We start from the raw sequence: 15233 nt of genomic DNA on the forward strand, positions 1-15233 counted from the left end.
TTTAGAAAATTCACAATCAATCAAAATAGTAATTATAATGAAAAAACATTTATTAGCATTCATGATGATGTTTGGCGGATTATTAATCAATGCACAAAACATTTATTCCGGTCAGAACATTGAGCAGAACAGGAAATACTGGGCAAGTAACAATAGATATTATCTTATTTTCCAGAATGACGGTAATCTGGTTATGTACAACAGAGGAGGAGGCTCAGTTTGGGATTCAAAAACAACCAACAGGGGAGTTAAAGCTGTTTTTCAGGAAGATGGTAATCTGGTAGTGTATTCGCCGGGAAACCAAGTTGCTTTCACATCTAATACTTATGGGAAAAGAGCAGATAGATTAACAATTCAGGATGATGGTAACCTAGTTATCTACAATAGATCTACTCCTTTATGGGCTTCACAGGGGAATATTAAAAATGATAATAATAATAACCGCGGTGGAGACTATGTAAATACCGGGCACAGATTCCGTAGAGACGTAAAACTTTACTCTTCTGACCGTAATTATTATTTAATGTTTCAGGATGATGGTAACCTTGTTTTATCCAATAGAAATGGTTCTCCAATCTGGACAACAGGAACAGGGAATAGAGGAGCAAGAGCTGAGTTTCAGAATGATGGTAACCTAGTTGTATATGATTCTTATAATAAAGCAATATGGATTTCAAATACTTACAATAAAGGTGCTACGAAACTTATGGTACAGAATGACGGAAACCTGGTGATCTATGGAAATAATTATCCAATCTGGGATTCAAAAACTCAGAGATAATAATATTAAGATACTTGTGAAAATAGAATTGGCTGCCCTTTTAGGAGCAGCCAATTCTATTTTATAGGATCATATAATTCTCTAGTTCTATTATATAATACAGAACGTATTAAAAGAGGAAAGATGATTACTGATCTTTTTTCTTCTTTTTCTTTTTTTCTTTCTCTTTCTCTTTTTCCTTTCCTTTTGTTTTCTTCTCCTTTTTAGGACTTAGGATTTCATCTGCATACTCAAATTTTGGTTCTTCCACTTTTGCCGGTTTTATTTCGATTTTAAGATCAAAATATCCTTTCAGATCGTTTTGTGATATTAGTTTTTCAATAAAGAGGAAGTCCAGAATCTCTTTTCCGGAGTCATTGAAGAAATTATGAGACAGTTCTTTCAGTAGGAATTTTTTGTATTCTTCCAAAGGAACAAGTACAGTATATTTGAATATTCTCCCTTCTTTAACAGTAGACAGATATCCTTTTTCAACCAATATTTTTAAATAAGTAGATACCGTGTTCTGATGTGGTTTCGGTTCAGGGTGCTGCTCCATAATATCCTTCAGATAGAAAGATTCCATTTTCCAAAACAGCTTCATAAAGTTTTCCTCTGCGGCAGTAAGATGATTAATTTTCATAGGGCATTCTAATGTTGAAATTGAATATGGCAATAAAGATAGATAAAAGATACCACAAAAGCTATCCCAGCCCCCATAAATACTTCTTTTACGGTGTGCCTTTTCAGAATAATCCGGGTAACTCCTACTAAAACAGCTACTCCCAACCATAGTATTCCCATCTTCTGATCTAAGGTGAAAAATAATGCTGCTACAAATACATTGAATGCCGTATGCATTGAACTTTTAATAAAAAGATTGCTGATCTGAAGAGCGAAAAGCAATATTAAAACAAACAGCATCACGAGATCTACATATCCGTTTTTTATATAATTAAAAATAAGATAACCGATCACGCAGGCTGCAATAAAAATATACAGTGTTTTCCGCTGAACTCTGTTGGATACATCCATATTGGTATACCTTCCTGTTTTTACATTCCAGACCAGCCAGATAATAATGGGGGCAATAATTATTAATAATACAGGAACGAAATAAAGAAGAGATTCCTGAAAAGTGTATTCCCTGATACTCATATAAATAAAGAAAATGACCAGAGAAACCAAAGGATTGAAAAAATCAGAAATAACTTTCGAAATTTTGTGTGGTACTGAGGATGGGATTTCTTCCATATTCAAGTTTAAACATTAAATACAAATATAAGACTATAACATCGAATAACAAGTGAATATAATGTAATGTATAGAGAGGGAAGATGAACAGAAGCAATAATCAACACTTATTATTTTCGTTGGAACAGCGCCTCTTTACCCGTCTGAATGGATAGGTCGCAGCGCCACAAACAAACAGCCCGGAACCGGTTTATGACTGGCCACTAAATGAAGAGACATTAAAGCCCGGACACCAACGAAATGGAGTGTCTTATCAGGGAGAATTGAAGAATTACCCCACAATCTACAGATTTTTTTCCCAAAAATAAGCTGTTGAAATTACCAAAAGGTATGTTAATAATAATTAAAGCTGAAAAAAACAAGAGATAAAATATAAAGGATTTCTGTGCTTTATATCTTGGATGTTATTTCAGCAAAACCTTATGAACAGGGTGGTTTTTTATAAACCGTAAGTAGGAATACAACAGATCAGATGTTACTTTACGGAGATTTCTGCGGGTCGAAAATTAAGAATAATACACTCCGCCTGCAAATAGATTTCAGAGAAAAAGCGAAAAGTTATCTATGTATAGAATAAAAACAAAGTTTTTTTCCTAATTTTGCTCAACTATTTCATCATATAAAAGCAAGAGCTAACACATGAAAGAATTTTCTAAAGAGGTATACCTGAAGTGGTATGAAGATATGACAATGTGGAGAAGGTTTGAAGACAAATGCCGTTCTCTTTACCTAAAACAAAAGATCAGAGGATTTTTACATTTGTATAATGGTCAGGAAGCAATCCCTGCCGGATTCACACATGCAATGGATTTGTCTAAAGACAGTATGATTACTGCTTACAGATGTCACATCCATCCAATGGCGATGGGAGTAGATCCTAAAAGAATTATGGCTGAACTTTGCGGTAAAGCAACTGGAACATCCGGAGGTATGGGTGGATCTATGCACATTTTCAGTAAAGAACATCGTTTCTACGGTGGACACGGTATCGTTGGAGGACAGATTCCTTTGGGTGCTGGTATTGCTTTCGCAGATAAATATTTTGACAGAAAAGCTGTTAATATCTGTTTCTTCGGAGATGGTGCTGCGAGACAAGGTTCTTTACATGAAACTTTCAACATGGCAATGAACTGGAAACTTCCTGTAGTATTTGTGGTAGAAAACAACCAGTATGCAATGGGAACTTCTGTGAAAAGAACTGCCAACCACGAAGATATCTATAAATTAGGATTAGGATATGAAATGCCTTGTCTTGCTGTAGATGCAATGGACCCTGTAAAAGTAGCAGAAGCTGCTTATGAGGCAATTGAAAGAGCAAGAAGAGGTGACGGGCCAACATTCATCGAGGCTAGAACATATCGTTACAGAGGACACTCTATGTCTGATGCTGAACCTTACAGATCTAAAGAAGAAGTAGCTATTCACAAGAATGATGACCCAATTGAATTGGTAAAACACAGACTTCTTGAAAATGGATGGGCTACAGAACAAGAATTGGAAGTTATCGATAACAAATCAAGAGACTTTGTTGAAGAATGTATCGAATTCATGGAAAATTCTCCATATCCAGATGCTGAGAAGATCTATGAATATGTGTATTCTCAGGAAAATTATCCATTCTTAGACAAATTAGAAAATCAATAAATAAAAATTAATTTGAAATTTGAAATTTGAAATTTCCGAAAAATCTCAAATCTCAAATCTCGAATCTCAAATCAATATAGATTATGGCAGAAGTAATTACGATGCCCCGCCTGTCCGACACTATGACGGAAGGTAAAGTGGCAAAATGGCATAAAAAAGTAGGGGACAAAGTAAAAGAAGGAGATATTTTAGCTGAAATTGAAACTGATAAAGCAGTTCAGGATTTCGAATCTGAAATAAACGGTACTCTTTTATACGTAGGTGTAGAAGAAGGTGCTGCTGCTGCTGTAGACTCAGTTTTGGCAATTATCGGTAATGAAGGAGAAGATATTTCAGGCTTGACAGGCGGAGCTGCTGCTCCCAGTGCAGGTTCTGAAGAAAAAAAATCAGAAGAACAGCCTAAAGCAGAAGCTGCTCAAACTGTTGCTGCAGAAACTCCGGCAGGTGTAGAACTTATTACAATGCCAAGACTTTCTGATACCATGACAGAGGGGAAAGTGGCTAAATGGCATAAAAATGTAGGCGATACAGTAAAAGAAGGAGACCTTCTTGCTGAAATCGAAACAGATAAAGCAGTACAGGATTTCGAATCCGAATTCAATGGAGTACTATTGAAGCAGGGAGTAGAAGAAGGAGGTGCTGCCCCGGTGGATTCCGTACTGGCTATCATTGGCCCTGCAGGAACAGATGTTTCAGCAGTAGGTGCTGCTCCACAAGCTGCTCCGGCATCAGATAAGCCTGCTGAACAAAAAGCAGAAGCTAAAACTGAAGAGAAAGAGGCTCCGGCTGTAAGCTCTTCATCTTCTGACAGAGTTGCAATTTCTCCATTGGCTAAGAAAATGGCTCAGGATAAAGGAGTTGATATCAACAGTGTTCAGGGTTCTGGTGAAAACGGAAGAATCGTTAAAAAAGATATTGAAAACTATCAGCCTGCTGCTAAACCAGCTGCTTCAGCTCCGGCTGCAAGTGCTGCTGCTCAGGTTGCTGTAAGCTTTGTACAGGGTGAAGATACGGAGACTCCAAACTCTCAGGTAAGAAACGTGATTGCAAAACGTCTTGCTGAAAGTAAATTCTCTGCACCTCACTACTATCTGATGGTTGAGATCAATATGGATAAAGCAATTGAGGCCAGAAAAGAAATCAATTCTATACCAGATACAAAAATTTCATTCAATGACATGATCATTAAAGCTACTGCAATTGCTTTAAGAAAACACTCTCAGGTTAATTCAAGCTGGGCAGGAGATAAGATTATTCACAGAGGAAACATTAATGTGGGTGTAGCGGTAGCTATTCCTGACGGGCTTGTGGTTCCTGTATTGAAGAATACAGATCAGATGAGCTATACTCAGATTTCTGCTTCTGTGAAAGATATGGCTTCAAGAGCTAAGAACAAAGGCCTTAAAGCAAACGAAATGGAAGGATCTACATTCTCTATTTCCAACTTAGGAATGTTCGGAATCGAGACGTTCACCAGTATTATCAACCAGCCTAACTCTGCAATCCTTTCAGTAGGAGCTATTATCGAAAAACCAATCGTGAAGAACGGACAGATTGTAGTAGGAAACACAATGAAGCTTTCATTGGCATGTGACCACAGAGTAGTAGACGGTGCTACCGGTGCTCAATTCTTACAGACATTAAGAACATATTTAGAAAATCCATTAACGCTGTTACTGTAATTTTCCAGATTGAAAATATTAAAACCTCCCAATTTGGGAGGTTTTTGTTTTTTATACCCTTATAAAACTACTTTTTCAGAATTTTTATTTCTTCTTTCAGTTCTTTTAACTACGCTTTCAATTCTACTATTCTTTATTCATATTGCTCTGTCAGTTTTTCTGAAATATTATAATTGATGGTTTTGTTTTGGACCAGACCGTTTCCATGATCACTTGGCAAATTTGAAGAGTCATTGTTAATCAGTACATATCCTTCTTCAGGTTTCATAATCTCTTCCATATTAACAACAGGTTTATATATAGCTACAGGATTCATCCAACAAAAAATACGATAATTTGTTTATATAGTTGAACTAATTGTAGAGTTGGCTGGGGAGATATTTATTTGAAAAAAAAATAGTACACAAATCTCCCGGACCTAAAGAGCACAGTCAATGGTAATCACTGAGCAGAATTGTTCTGGAAATCCTGACAGAACTATATATCTTACGGAAACAGAAGGTTTGATTTTCACGAAACAATAATGAAGAAAATCTTGATATTTTGCTTATCAATTTTGTTTTTGTACGAATTCTAGCATTTGGAGACTGGAAAGACGAACCAAAATAGTTGAAAATATTAATGAAAAGACTTTTTCAAATGGATTAGAAGAATATGATAGTATTAAAATACTAATAAAATATAAGCCGTTTGAAAAAGCGGTTTTTTATTTGCAGGCAATTCACTATTTTTGAATCATGATTAAAGCAAGAAATATCCATAAATCATATGGTAATTTAGAAGTACTGAAAGGAGTTGATATTCATATCAAAATGGGGGAAGTTGTTTCTATTGTTGGAGAATCTGGAGCAGGTAAATCTACATTGCTGCAGATTCTTGGAACTCTTGATCATCCCAGCCAGTCCAATAAATACGATACTGAAATTGCAATAGCCGGAGAATCATTTATCAATATGAATGATAAACAGCTGTCTAAATTCAGAAATCAGAATATTGGTTTTGTATTTCAGTTTCATCAGCTTCTTCCGGAGTTTACAGCACTGGAAAACGTATTGCTTCCGACAAGAATTGCCGGAGCCAATGAGAAAGAAGCACTTGAGAAAGCTTATGCTCTGTTTGAAGATCTGAAGATAGAACAGAGATTGCAGCATAAGCCCAATCAGCTTTCAGGTGGAGAAGCTCAAAGGGTGGCTGTAGCAAGGGCTTTAATCAATTCCCCGAAAATTATTTTTGCAGATGAACCCACGGGTAACCTGGATTCTAAAAATGCAGACGATCTTCACAGGTTGTTTTTCGATCTGAGGGACAAATACAACCAGACTTTTGTAATTGTGACACATAACCCAAACCTTGCGGAGATCACAGACCGGAAGCTTGTGATGAAAGACGGAATGATCATAGAATAACAGCATCCCAGCTTAACCAAATGATGAAACACTTTATTTTCCTTTTTATATCTTTAATTTCCTTTTCAAAAGCTAATTCTCAGCAGTTGAAAACTTTCGATTTGCCCCAGACAAGGGTGGTGGAAGTTAAAAACTACATTAAAGGAAAAGAATATAATCAGGGATTGGCGATTTTTATTAACTTTAAAGTACCTTCCGGAAAATACAGGTATTTCATTTACGACCTGAAGAATGATAAAATAGTACAGAAAGCTGTTGTATCTCATGGCTCAGGCTCTGTACTTCCAGGCTCTGATGTGCTGAAATTCAGTAATACAGATGGTTCTTATCAGTCTTCCCTAGGGAAATACTCAGTTGGGGAAAGTTATATCGGAAAATTTGGAAAAGCATATCGCTTAAAAGGATTAGAATCTTCCAACAGCAATGCAATGCAAAGAGCCATTGTTCTTCATTCGTTTGGATGTATTCCCGATAAAGAATCTCAGGATCCCGTATGCCTGAGTTTAGGATGTCCAATGCTTTCAGTAAATGCTTTGAAAGAGTCTGCAAAATATATTGATAAGTCAAAACAGCCGATCATTTTGTACGCGTTTTATTAATCACCAATAATTTATTTCCATGACTATAAAATTTCTTGCCAAAGATGACAGACCAAGAGAAAAATTTTTGCAGAAAGGCAAAGATTCACTTTCTGATTCAGAACTGCTGGCCATCATTATGGGAAGTGGAAATAAAGAGGATAGCGTAATAGAGCTGGCAAGAAAGATCCTGACTTCAGTTAACAACAGCTGGCATCAATTGAGTTTGCTTTCAGCTAAGGATTTGATGAAATTTAAAGGAATTGGCGAAGCAAAAGCCATCTCTATTATTTCAGCATTAGAAATAGGACGAAGAAGAGCAGGGCAGGAAATTCCTGAAAAATCTACTATTGAAAATAGCAAAAGTGCTTATTTAGTTCTCAAAAATCAGCTTTCCGATTTAAGAACTGAAGAATTTTGGGCTATTTTACTTAATAATAGTAATAAAGTAATTCATGTTTCACAGCTTACACAAGGAGGGATTAGTCAATCTATTGTAGATGTAAGAATTTTGTTTAAAACAGCTCTGGAGCATTTTTCTACAGGAATTATTATTGCCCACAATCATCCTTCAGGGAGTCTGAAACCAAGCAGGGAAGATATTAGTATCACACAAAAAATAAAAGAAGCAGGAAATTCGTTAAATATTCAGCTTTTAGACCACATTATTATTACTCAGAATTCATATTATAGTTTCTCGGACGCAGGATTGTTATGATTAGAAGATTGAAATACCATGAAATTGATTTTGTAAAATATGCTCATTGTTTAGACCGTTCTGAACAGAGAAAATACAGTGCCTCGAAAGACTTTTTAGATGTTACTTCAGAAAGGCAGTGGGAAGTTTTGGTGTATGGAAATTACGAAGCAGTAATGCCTGTGCCTTACCTGAGAAAATATGGAGTTAAAATTGTACACAATCCAAAGCTTTGCCAGCAATTGGGCGTTTTTTCAGCTAAAGATGATGCTGATCTTAATGAAGCGTTTTTAGAATATCTGGAAAAAAATTACCTGATAAGAATCTATTGTTTTAATGATGATAATCATTTCCGTACAAAAATCCGGATTAAAAAAAATTTTTTACTTTATCCTGATTCTTATGAGGCTATATATGCGAAGTACTCTCCAAAAAGGAAGAGAAAGCTCCGCCTGGATGAGGAAATTCTAAAAGACTCGGAGATCAGGACTATTTCCTATGATAAGGCCAGAACCTTTATAGAAGCCAATACAATAGGAACGGATAAAGACAGTGACTTGTTTGATTTTATGAGGATTTTTGAAAGCTTTTATAATTTAAACACTCTGAAATTCACAGCTTTTTATTATCAGAATAAAATTGTCAATGCAATTGCTACTTATGGAGATCACTCTATGGTCGCTCTTTTAGGAAATTTTAATGATAAAGATTATGTAAAATTATCCGGAGCATCAGTCTTAATTGATCATATACTTAAGGAAGTAATTGAAACTCATATTTTTGATTTTGAAGGAGGAGAATTGCCAAATATTGAAGAGTTTTTCAGGGGTTTTCGTCCAGAATTAAGACCGTATGGAATTATTGAAAATTCAAAAAAGGACCTTCTTAAGAAACTAGGTAGCCTTATTATGGCAGGAAAAGCTTTTTTATAATGAAAAGAGTTGTTTAGATTGGTTCTAATTAAGCAGGATTCCGTAACTTTATACAATACTTATTAAAACAGTTATGCTACAACAGATTCGTCAGTACAAATTTTCATATATGCTATATAACTTATTCAAAAAAAGCAAGTTAAAGCATAATATTCCATTATATAAAAAATACGGAATCAATAAGAGCTATTTTTCCAGTATTTCCAGTAAAGATTTTGCTCACCTTCCTGCTAAAGAAAGAATGGCAGATGATCGTAAGCTGACTGAAACTCCTTTTTACAAAACATTATCAGAAGAAAACAGAGAAAGTGCCCTTCAGTATGATGATAATGGCTATATGATTCTCAGAAATTTTTTAAGCCCCGAAGATGCCGATAAGATCAATGCAGAAATCGATAATTTGATGGAAAATGGCACTCTGAAGTTTCGTTATGGCGGAAAACTTATGTTTGCCATTCATCATTCGGAAATAATCAGGAACATTGGAAATGATAAAAATTTTTTGGAGTTTTTATCTGTTTTGATAGATGGGAAAGCAAAATTATTTCAAAGTATTAATTTCATTAATGGCAGCCAGCAGAAGACACATTCTGACAGTATTCACATGACTACCTACCCGTTGGGAGGACTTTTGGGAGTTTGGATTGCTCTTGAAGATGTAGATGAAACCAATGGAGCTTTGCACTATATTCCTGGAAGTCATAAACTTCCTTATTTCCTGAATTCTGATTATGAAAATGAAGGCTCAGCCTTGAAAATTGGGAAGAAAAGTTATAAAGCATATGAAGAATTCCTTGAAGGAAAGGTAAAAGAACTAGGTTTGAAAAAAGAAGTTTTTCGGGCGAAAAAAGGTGATCTACTGATATGGCATGCTAATATTCTACACGGTGGAGAGCCGCATACCGATAAAAATAAAACCAGAAAAAGTTTAGTCTATCACTTTTTTGATCAAAACAGTGTATGCTATCATGAGGTAACCCAGAGACCGGCTTTGTTTGAACTTTAATTTTTCAGGCATTTATTTTAAGGTAACTTTTGTAAGAATGCATTTTTAGAAAGATAGTTTTTTACTTTTGTATTCTTATAACAGAACGTATGAAAAAAAAGGAAAATATTTTTGTTTTTATATTTTCAGTCTATGTATGTATCATGTCATACTATCTTTATACCCATCAGTATTACAATACGGATATGGAGGCCTATATGGGATTGATTTATAAAACAGAATATCCTGATATGAAGATCGAAGAAATTCATCAGAAAGTATATGATGAATTGAAAGAAAAAAATCCTCATTTTGCCGGTTTAGATCCGGTAAACTCTATGGTGGAAGAGATAGCAGAAGGTGAAAGCACGTATTATAAGATCATATCAGAAAATCCCAAAGCATACGAAGAAGAATTACAGCTTTTTGCAGTAAAACCGTTTTATAATTTCATCAACTGGTGTTTCTTTAAAATTGGGGCTAGCGCTTCTACTTCTACATTTTTAATCTCAATTATTTCATATGCACTGATTCTGATTCTGATTTTTTCTTTTTTGATAAAAATTCTGAAAAATTATACCCTTGCTTTTATTATAACGTTCTTATTTTCATTGTTTAAACCCTTGCTAGAGTCAAGCAGACATGCCTCTGCGGATTCTTTATCCTGTTTATTGCTGCTTTTAAGCTTTTATGTATTCAGTATCAAAAAGAATTTCCTTGCAGCAAGTATTTTTGCAATGCTGTGTATTCTTACCAGACCAGAGTATTTTATTTTTTACTCATTCCTCTACGGGTTTATATACCTTTACAGAACCAGTCTCCAGATCACAACAAGAACGTTGCTGGTATCTTATGGATATCTTTTCCTGTCCTTCTTTTTGATACAGGTTTTTAATCAGGTTTCGTGGTCTGTTTTATTTATGAACCAGTTTACAAAAGTGCAGATTTATCCTGTATCGCATCCTGATTCATTCCATTTTGTTGATTATCTGAAGTTTATTAAAAGTAATATAATGCTGGAGTTCAATGCTTCGTATTTTCCGGTGTTATTGCTTTTCATAGTCATTATTCTGGCTAATCATTTTTATTTGCAGAACAAAAAAAATCAGGCTCAGGTTTTGTTTTTTGGTATTATTTACTGCACAGTCTTTTTAAGATTTCTGGTTTTTCCGTCATTAGTCAACAGGATGATGCTGGGCTATTACCTTTTAATTATACTATCTATAATTTATATACAGAATTCTAAAGTGGATATCTTTAAAAACTCTTTACAAGACGGAAAATAATTAGTAGTTTTGCAGTCTAAAATTATGATGAGTCTTTCAGGATATCTACCTTATGCATTTGCATTGATTATTGCAATTCCTTTTCTGGTTTTGCTCAGACAATTTGTACATTCATATATCACCCTTAAAAATCAGGAGATTAAACTGCTTACTGTGAAATCAAATTCTGAAAATAAGGCACACTCCTATGAAAGAATGACCCTGTTTCTGGACAGGATCAAGCCATCAAACCTGGTCCAGAAATTTGATAAACAGCTCGCAGTTCATGAATTTATTTTTCTTACGGAGAAGACTATTAATGATGAGTTTGAATATAACTCTTCACAACAGCTTTATATCACAAAAAATTCCTGGAAGAATATAGTAGACTCTAAAAACGCTATTATAGATCTGCTTCATAAAACATATGACGGATTGAAAGGAAATGCCGAACTGGAAGAGTTCAAGACTATCTTTATCATGAACTATATGGAAGACAACGATTATATTGCGGCAACGATAGAGGATTTAAAAAGAGAAATTTTAATAATAACTTAAAAAATAACAGATAAATAATGATTCCAAATTTTAAAGCACATCCATGGCACGGAGTTTCTGCAGGAGAAGATGCGCCAAATGTTGTAAACGTATTTGTGGAAATTGTACCTTCAGATACTATTAAATATGAAGTAGATAAAGAAACAGGATATTTAAAGGTAGACAGGCCTCAGAAGTTTTCCAATATCATTCCGGCTTTATATGGTTTTGTGCCAAGAACATACTGTCATACTGAAGTAATGAAGCTTGCGGTTGAAGCTGGTGCTACTGATGTAACGATGGGTGATCATGACCCTCTTGATATCTGTGTTTTGAGTTCTCACAATATTCATGCAGGAGGTTTATTGATGGAAGCTATTCCAATTGGTGGTTTCAAAATGATCGATGGAGGAGAAGCTGATGATAAAATTGTTGCAGTAATGATCAATGACCATGCTTTCGGACACTTCAGAGATATTACTGAATTACCTGAAGCAGAAGTTAAAAGATTAATGCATTACTTCCTAACTTATAAAAACCTTCCTGATGAGCCTGCAAAATGCAGAATCCAGGAGGTATACGGAGCAGAACATGCAAGAAAAGTAATCGTAGCTTCTCAGAAAGACTACGCTGAAAAATTCGGAGGATAATATTCCTTTCCAGGCATAACAAAAAAGCAGATGAATTTTCATCTGCTTTTTGCTTTATATATTTTTGATAGTATTTAAGCCTTTTTGAAATATCAGTGGTTGGTGCTTGGGATTAAGAAATTAAGCCCAACCTGAATGGCGGTTCCTCCAAATCTGTTTTCCACTGCGAAATTTTGAGTGATTCTTCCCATTAGTCCAATTTTCATTGGAACAATCCAATAAGATGCAAATGCACCAATTCCTGCGATCTGATCAGATGCAAAACCTCCGTTAGTTCCTTTGTCATTACCAACCTGAGTTGTGTAGTGGCCAAAAAGACCTATTTCATCACCTCTTGAATCCAAAACAAATGATCCTCCGGCATCTATGGTAAAATGACTCGCTTCTTTAAAATCAGTATCTTTTTGCCACTGATTGACTTCTAAAGTAGTGGCGATACTAAGATTCGTTTTAGAAGTTGGTTTCACTTTTCCGGCTACACGGATGTTGTGAGACCAATATCCATGTCCGCCATTATCCAGATCATGAGGTTTATATTTTCCTGTAGGGGCCCAAACCCCATAATTTACAGCATAGCTGAACTTTCCTTTGGTCCAGGATAACCATATTGGCTGAATATACATATCTCCAAACCCAATACTTTTATTGGTGAAAACATAATTTCCTGATCCTGTCTGGCTGGAGTAATAATCCAGTGCAATATTAGCGGTAGGGCTATTCAGGGTAGGGATAATCATCATTCCCCAGTTGGCTCCCAAAACTTTTCCTTTTCCTCCATAAATTGCCATCAGAATAAAAGAATTGGTCTTTACATTCTGTTTAATATGTAATTCGGTGGGATTTCCGGGAGCCGGATTAATAAGCTGGTCAGACTTTTGGCCTGAAGCGTTATGATAATCCATATTGGCATAGCCATACCAGACAGGAATAATCCATCCCGGATGTGGAGCAAAATAATCATTGGGATTAAAAGAAGATCCTGTATAGTGGCCCTGTCCAAAAGCAGAAGCTCCTGATATAAGACCAAAAAAAAGTATAATAATTTTTTTCATGATAAATGGGTAATCAGTAAATGTATCTAGTCTCTTTTGTATAGGGTATTACCTTCTTTTATGGTTTCGAGAACTTTAATGTCTCTAAGATTTTCAGGATCTATTGTTAAAGGATTCTGATCAAGGATGACAAAGTCAGCTAGTTTACCAGCCTTGATAGAACCTTTTCTATCTTCTTCCTGTAATTGATAAGCTCCGTTAATAGTAATTGCTTTTAAGGCTTCAAGAGGGGTAATTCTTTCATTGGGACCTAAAATCATTCCTGATCTTGTTTTTCTATTCACTGCTGCATATAATGCTGTAATCAAATCGGGTGGTGTAACTGGAGAATCATGATGGATTGTAAAAGTAATTCCTGCTTTTAATGCTGAATTAGCCGGACTTATAAAAGAGGCTCTTTCAGGACCAAAAACACTTGAATAATGCCAATCTCCCCACAAATAGGCATGGGTGGAAAAATAAGACGGAATTACTCCTAATTCTTTTATTTTTTGAATATGATCAGGGCGGCTGTTCTGTACATGGATTAATGTAGCACGCAGTTCCGGCTTATAAATATTTTCATCTTTTAACCTTTTAATGACACGTATTGCCTGATCTATTGCAGCATCTCCATTTACGTGAAGCTGTGCCGTTATGTGATTTTGAAAAAGTGTTTTCAGATCTTCATACAATGTGTCATCGGAGAAGATCGGAAACCCCTTGTAATCTTTAGACTGTCCTTCCGGGGGAACTAAATAAGGCTGAGTAAGCCATGCCGTTTTACCCTGTGGAGAGCCGTCATCGGAAAATTTAAACCCTGCCAACTTCAAATGATTGTCATACTTCATATACTTTGACCTAAAAGCCTCGAAATCTTTTTTGAAATATTCATAATCCGGAAAATAAACAACATCCGCTTTAAGGAGATTTTGAGAAGCAGCTTTTTCTAATAGTGCTACATTTTCTCCCATTGTCCTTCCGTCACAAATGGTTGTCTGTCCGTAGCTGAGCCATTCGTTCTGGGCTTTCATCAGATTTTCCATAGCATGGGCCTGAGTATCCTTACCTTTACTCATCATTTCAGTTATTGTAAGTAAGGCTGTAAAGCTTGCATTTTCCTCTAATTTTCCATTTAATTTTCCAGTTTTCTTATCTCTTCCAATATGGCCTCCCGCAGGATCTTTTGATGATTCTGTTATTCCCACAAGTTTCAGCATCGCACTGTTGGCTACGCTGGCATGACCTGAAGCATGAATAACAATGATAGGATTAGTCTTACTGATTGCATCCAGTTCTGTCTTTGTAGGATGGCGGTGTTCTACCATAATAGCATCATCATAACCATTTCCGATAACAGGTTGCTTATCGGCGATCTTATTGCTTTTAATGTAGTTTTTGATTGCAATCTGCAGATCTTTAATTGAATTCACAGTACCATAAGGGTCAGGAGACAGATCTACCGCGTCCATTGTTCCCGCTCTTGAAGTAAGGTGCCCATGAACATCAATAAAGCCGGGAAGTAAGGTTTTCCCATTCAGATTAATCATCTTAGTCGTTGGCTCCAAGTAGCGGTCTGCGTCTGACTTCGTTCCCGCAAAAAGTATTTTCCCATCTTTTACTGCTACGGCCTCCACGCGAGCAGGAGTGTTTTCCATCGTCAGAATAGGTCCTCCAAAATAGAGTATTTCCGCTTTTTCCCTGGGAGCTCTGTTTTGACAACTGCTTATTACAGCTGCTAAAAAAAGAGTGTAGAGTGTTTTCTTCATAATAATTAATTCAAATAGGTGTGAATAGTAAATTTACAAAATA

Annotated in this window: 16 protein-coding genes; 11 read left to right on the top strand and 5 right to left on the bottom strand. The window is 35.7% G+C overall.

Translation table 11 applies throughout. The annotated features are described in order from the left end of the window. Positions 1-37: 37 nt before the first annotated feature. The gene (locus AC27VX_RS06480; protein ID WP_236859022.1) at positions 38-781 is read left to right on the top strand and encodes a hypothetical protein; all 744 of its coding nucleotides are present in this window, start codon (positions 38-40) and stop codon (positions 779-781) included. A gap of 127 nt (positions 782-908) precedes the next feature. On the opposite strand, the gene AC27VX_RS06485 is transcribed toward AC27VX_RS06480, so the two are convergent. Both AC27VX_RS06485 and AC27VX_RS06490 read right to left on the bottom strand, forming a co-directional pair. Then, on the bottom strand, positions 909-1403 hold the full coding sequence (locus AC27VX_RS06485; protein WP_236859023.1) for a BlaI/MecI/CopY family transcriptional regulator: 495 nt from the start codon (positions 1401-1403) through the stop codon (positions 909-911). 8 nt (positions 1404-1411) lie between these two features. Then, positions 1412-2014: a phosphatase PAP2 family protein gene (locus AC27VX_RS06490; RefSeq protein WP_236859024.1), complete on the bottom strand. Its 603-nt coding sequence runs from the start codon at positions 2012-2014 to the stop codon at positions 1412-1414. A 639-nt stretch (positions 2015-2653) separates the two neighbouring features. Between AC27VX_RS06490 and pdhA the strand changes: the two genes are divergently transcribed. Next, complete coding sequence (gene pdhA, locus AC27VX_RS06495) at positions 2654-3658, top strand: pyruvate dehydrogenase (acetyl-transferring) E1 component subunit alpha (RefSeq protein ID WP_236859025.1); 1005 nt, start codon at positions 2654-2656, stop codon at positions 3656-3658. An 83-nt stretch (positions 3659-3741) separates the two neighbouring features. After that, complete coding sequence (locus AC27VX_RS06500; RefSeq protein ID WP_488694517.1) at positions 3742-5340, top strand: dihydrolipoyl dehydrogenase family protein; 1599 nt, start codon at positions 3742-3744, stop codon at positions 5338-5340. 133 nt (positions 5341-5473) lie between these two features. Here the strand turns inward: AC27VX_RS06500 and AC27VX_RS06505 are convergent, their stop codons facing one another. Beyond that, positions 5474-5620 carry a hypothetical protein gene (locus AC27VX_RS06505; protein WP_236859027.1) on the bottom strand — a complete coding sequence of 49 codons (147 nt, stop codon included), beginning with the start codon at positions 5618-5620 and terminating at the stop codon, positions 5474-5476. Between the two features lie 457 nt (positions 5621-6077). Between AC27VX_RS06505 and AC27VX_RS06510 the strand changes: the two genes are divergently transcribed. The 8 genes from AC27VX_RS06510 (at position 6078) to AC27VX_RS06545 (ending at position 12390) form a co-directional block, all read left to right on the top strand. Further along, complete coding sequence (locus tag AC27VX_RS06510) at positions 6078-6746, top strand: ABC transporter ATP-binding protein (protein ID WP_236859028.1); 669 nt, start codon at positions 6078-6080, stop codon at positions 6744-6746. Between the two features lie 23 nt (positions 6747-6769). Next, the gene (locus AC27VX_RS06515) at positions 6770-7345 is read left to right on the top strand and encodes a murein L,D-transpeptidase catalytic domain-containing protein (RefSeq protein ID WP_488694519.1); all 576 of its coding nucleotides are present in this window, start codon (positions 6770-6772) and stop codon (positions 7343-7345) included. A 19-nt stretch (positions 7346-7364) separates the two neighbouring features. Further along, complete coding sequence (gene radC / locus AC27VX_RS06520; protein ID WP_488694521.1) at positions 7365-8042, top strand: RadC family protein; 678 nt, start codon at positions 7365-7367, stop codon at positions 8040-8042. Beyond that, entirely contained in the window at positions 8039-8953 is a 915-nt protein-coding gene (locus tag AC27VX_RS06525) for a hypothetical protein (protein ID WP_488694523.1), read from the top strand. Before radC ends, AC27VX_RS06525 begins: the two co-directional genes overlap by 4 nt. Positions 8954-9062: 109 nt before the next feature. Then, positions 9063-9959 (top strand): phytanoyl-CoA dioxygenase family protein, encoded by an 897-nt coding sequence (locus AC27VX_RS06530; RefSeq protein WP_236859032.1) that lies wholly within the window; start codon positions 9063-9065, stop codon positions 9957-9959. An 89-nt stretch (positions 9960-10048) separates the two neighbouring features. Then, on the top strand, positions 10049-11224 hold the full coding sequence (locus tag AC27VX_RS06535) for a hypothetical protein (RefSeq protein WP_488694525.1): 1176 nt from the start codon (positions 10049-10051) through the stop codon (positions 11222-11224). A gap of 24 nt (positions 11225-11248) precedes the next feature. Next, a complete protein-coding gene (locus AC27VX_RS06540; RefSeq protein ID WP_300686053.1) occupies positions 11249-11761 on the top strand; it encodes a DUF7935 family protein in 513 nt (170 codons plus the stop codon). A gap of 17 nt (positions 11762-11778) precedes the next feature. Further along, positions 11779-12390, top strand: a complete 612-nt coding sequence (locus tag AC27VX_RS06545) for an inorganic pyrophosphatase (protein WP_236859035.1) — start codon at positions 11779-11781, stop codon at positions 12388-12390. A 92-nt stretch (positions 12391-12482) separates the two neighbouring features. On the opposite strand, the gene AC27VX_RS06550 is transcribed toward AC27VX_RS06545, so the two are convergent. Next, complete coding sequence (locus AC27VX_RS06550) at positions 12483-13442, bottom strand: SphA family protein (protein WP_300686538.1); 960 nt, start codon at positions 13440-13442, stop codon at positions 12483-12485. A gap of 26 nt (positions 13443-13468) precedes the next feature. After that, positions 13469-15190, bottom strand: a complete 1722-nt coding sequence (locus tag AC27VX_RS06555; protein ID WP_488694528.1) for an amidohydrolase — start codon at positions 15188-15190, stop codon at positions 13469-13471. Positions 15191-15233: the final 43 nt, after the last annotated feature.

This window comes from Chryseobacterium sp. 14P4.3.2, assembly GCF_057799275.1.

Bases quoted from the DNA above. Each gene is read 5' to 3' on its own strand.
- AC27VX_RS06500 (WP_488694517.1), top strand. From the start codon at position 3,742: ATGGCAGAAGTAATTACGATGCCCCGCCTGTCCGACACTATGACGGAA.
- AC27VX_RS06530 (WP_236859032.1), top strand. From the start codon at position 9,063: ATGCTATATAACTTATTCAAAAAAAGCAAGTTAAAGCATAATATTCCA.
- AC27VX_RS06490 (WP_236859024.1), bottom strand. From the start codon at position 2,014: ATGGAAGAAATCCCATCCTCAGTACCACACAAAATTTCGAAAGTTATT.
- AC27VX_RS06515 (WP_488694519.1), top strand. From the start codon at position 6,770: ATGAAACACTTTATTTTCCTTTTTATATCTTTAATTTCCTTTTCAAAA.
- AC27VX_RS06535 (WP_488694525.1), top strand. From the start codon at position 10,049: ATGAAAAAAAAGGAAAATATTTTTGTTTTTATATTTTCAGTCTATGTA.
- AC27VX_RS06550 (WP_300686538.1), bottom strand. From the start codon at position 13,442: ATGAAAAAAATTATTATACTTTTTTTTGGTCTTATATCAGGAGCTTCT.
- AC27VX_RS06555 (WP_488694528.1), bottom strand. From the start codon at position 15,190: ATGAAGAAAACACTCTACACTCTTTTTTTAGCAGCTGTAATAAGCAGT.
- AC27VX_RS06540 (WP_300686053.1), top strand. From the start codon at position 11,249: ATGATGAGTCTTTCAGGATATCTACCTTATGCATTTGCATTGATTATT.
- AC27VX_RS06545 (WP_236859035.1), top strand. From the start codon at position 11,779: ATGATTCCAAATTTTAAAGCACATCCATGGCACGGAGTTTCTGCAGGA.
- radC (WP_488694521.1), top strand. From the start codon at position 7,365: ATGACTATAAAATTTCTTGCCAAAGATGACAGACCAAGAGAAAAATTT.
- AC27VX_RS06480 (WP_236859022.1), top strand. From the start codon at position 38: ATGAAAAAACATTTATTAGCATTCATGATGATGTTTGGCGGATTATTA.
- AC27VX_RS06505 (WP_236859027.1), bottom strand. From the start codon at position 5,620: ATGGAAGAGATTATGAAACCTGAAGAAGGATATGTACTGATTAACAAT.
- AC27VX_RS06510 (WP_236859028.1), top strand. From the start codon at position 6,078: ATGATTAAAGCAAGAAATATCCATAAATCATATGGTAATTTAGAAGTA.
- AC27VX_RS06525 (WP_488694523.1), top strand. From the start codon at position 8,039: ATGATTAGAAGATTGAAATACCATGAAATTGATTTTGTAAAATATGCT.
- AC27VX_RS06485 (WP_236859023.1), bottom strand. From the start codon at position 1,403: ATGAAAATTAATCATCTTACTGCCGCAGAGGAAAACTTTATGAAGCTG.
- pdhA (WP_236859025.1), top strand. From the start codon at position 2,654: ATGAAAGAATTTTCTAAAGAGGTATACCTGAAGTGGTATGAAGATATG.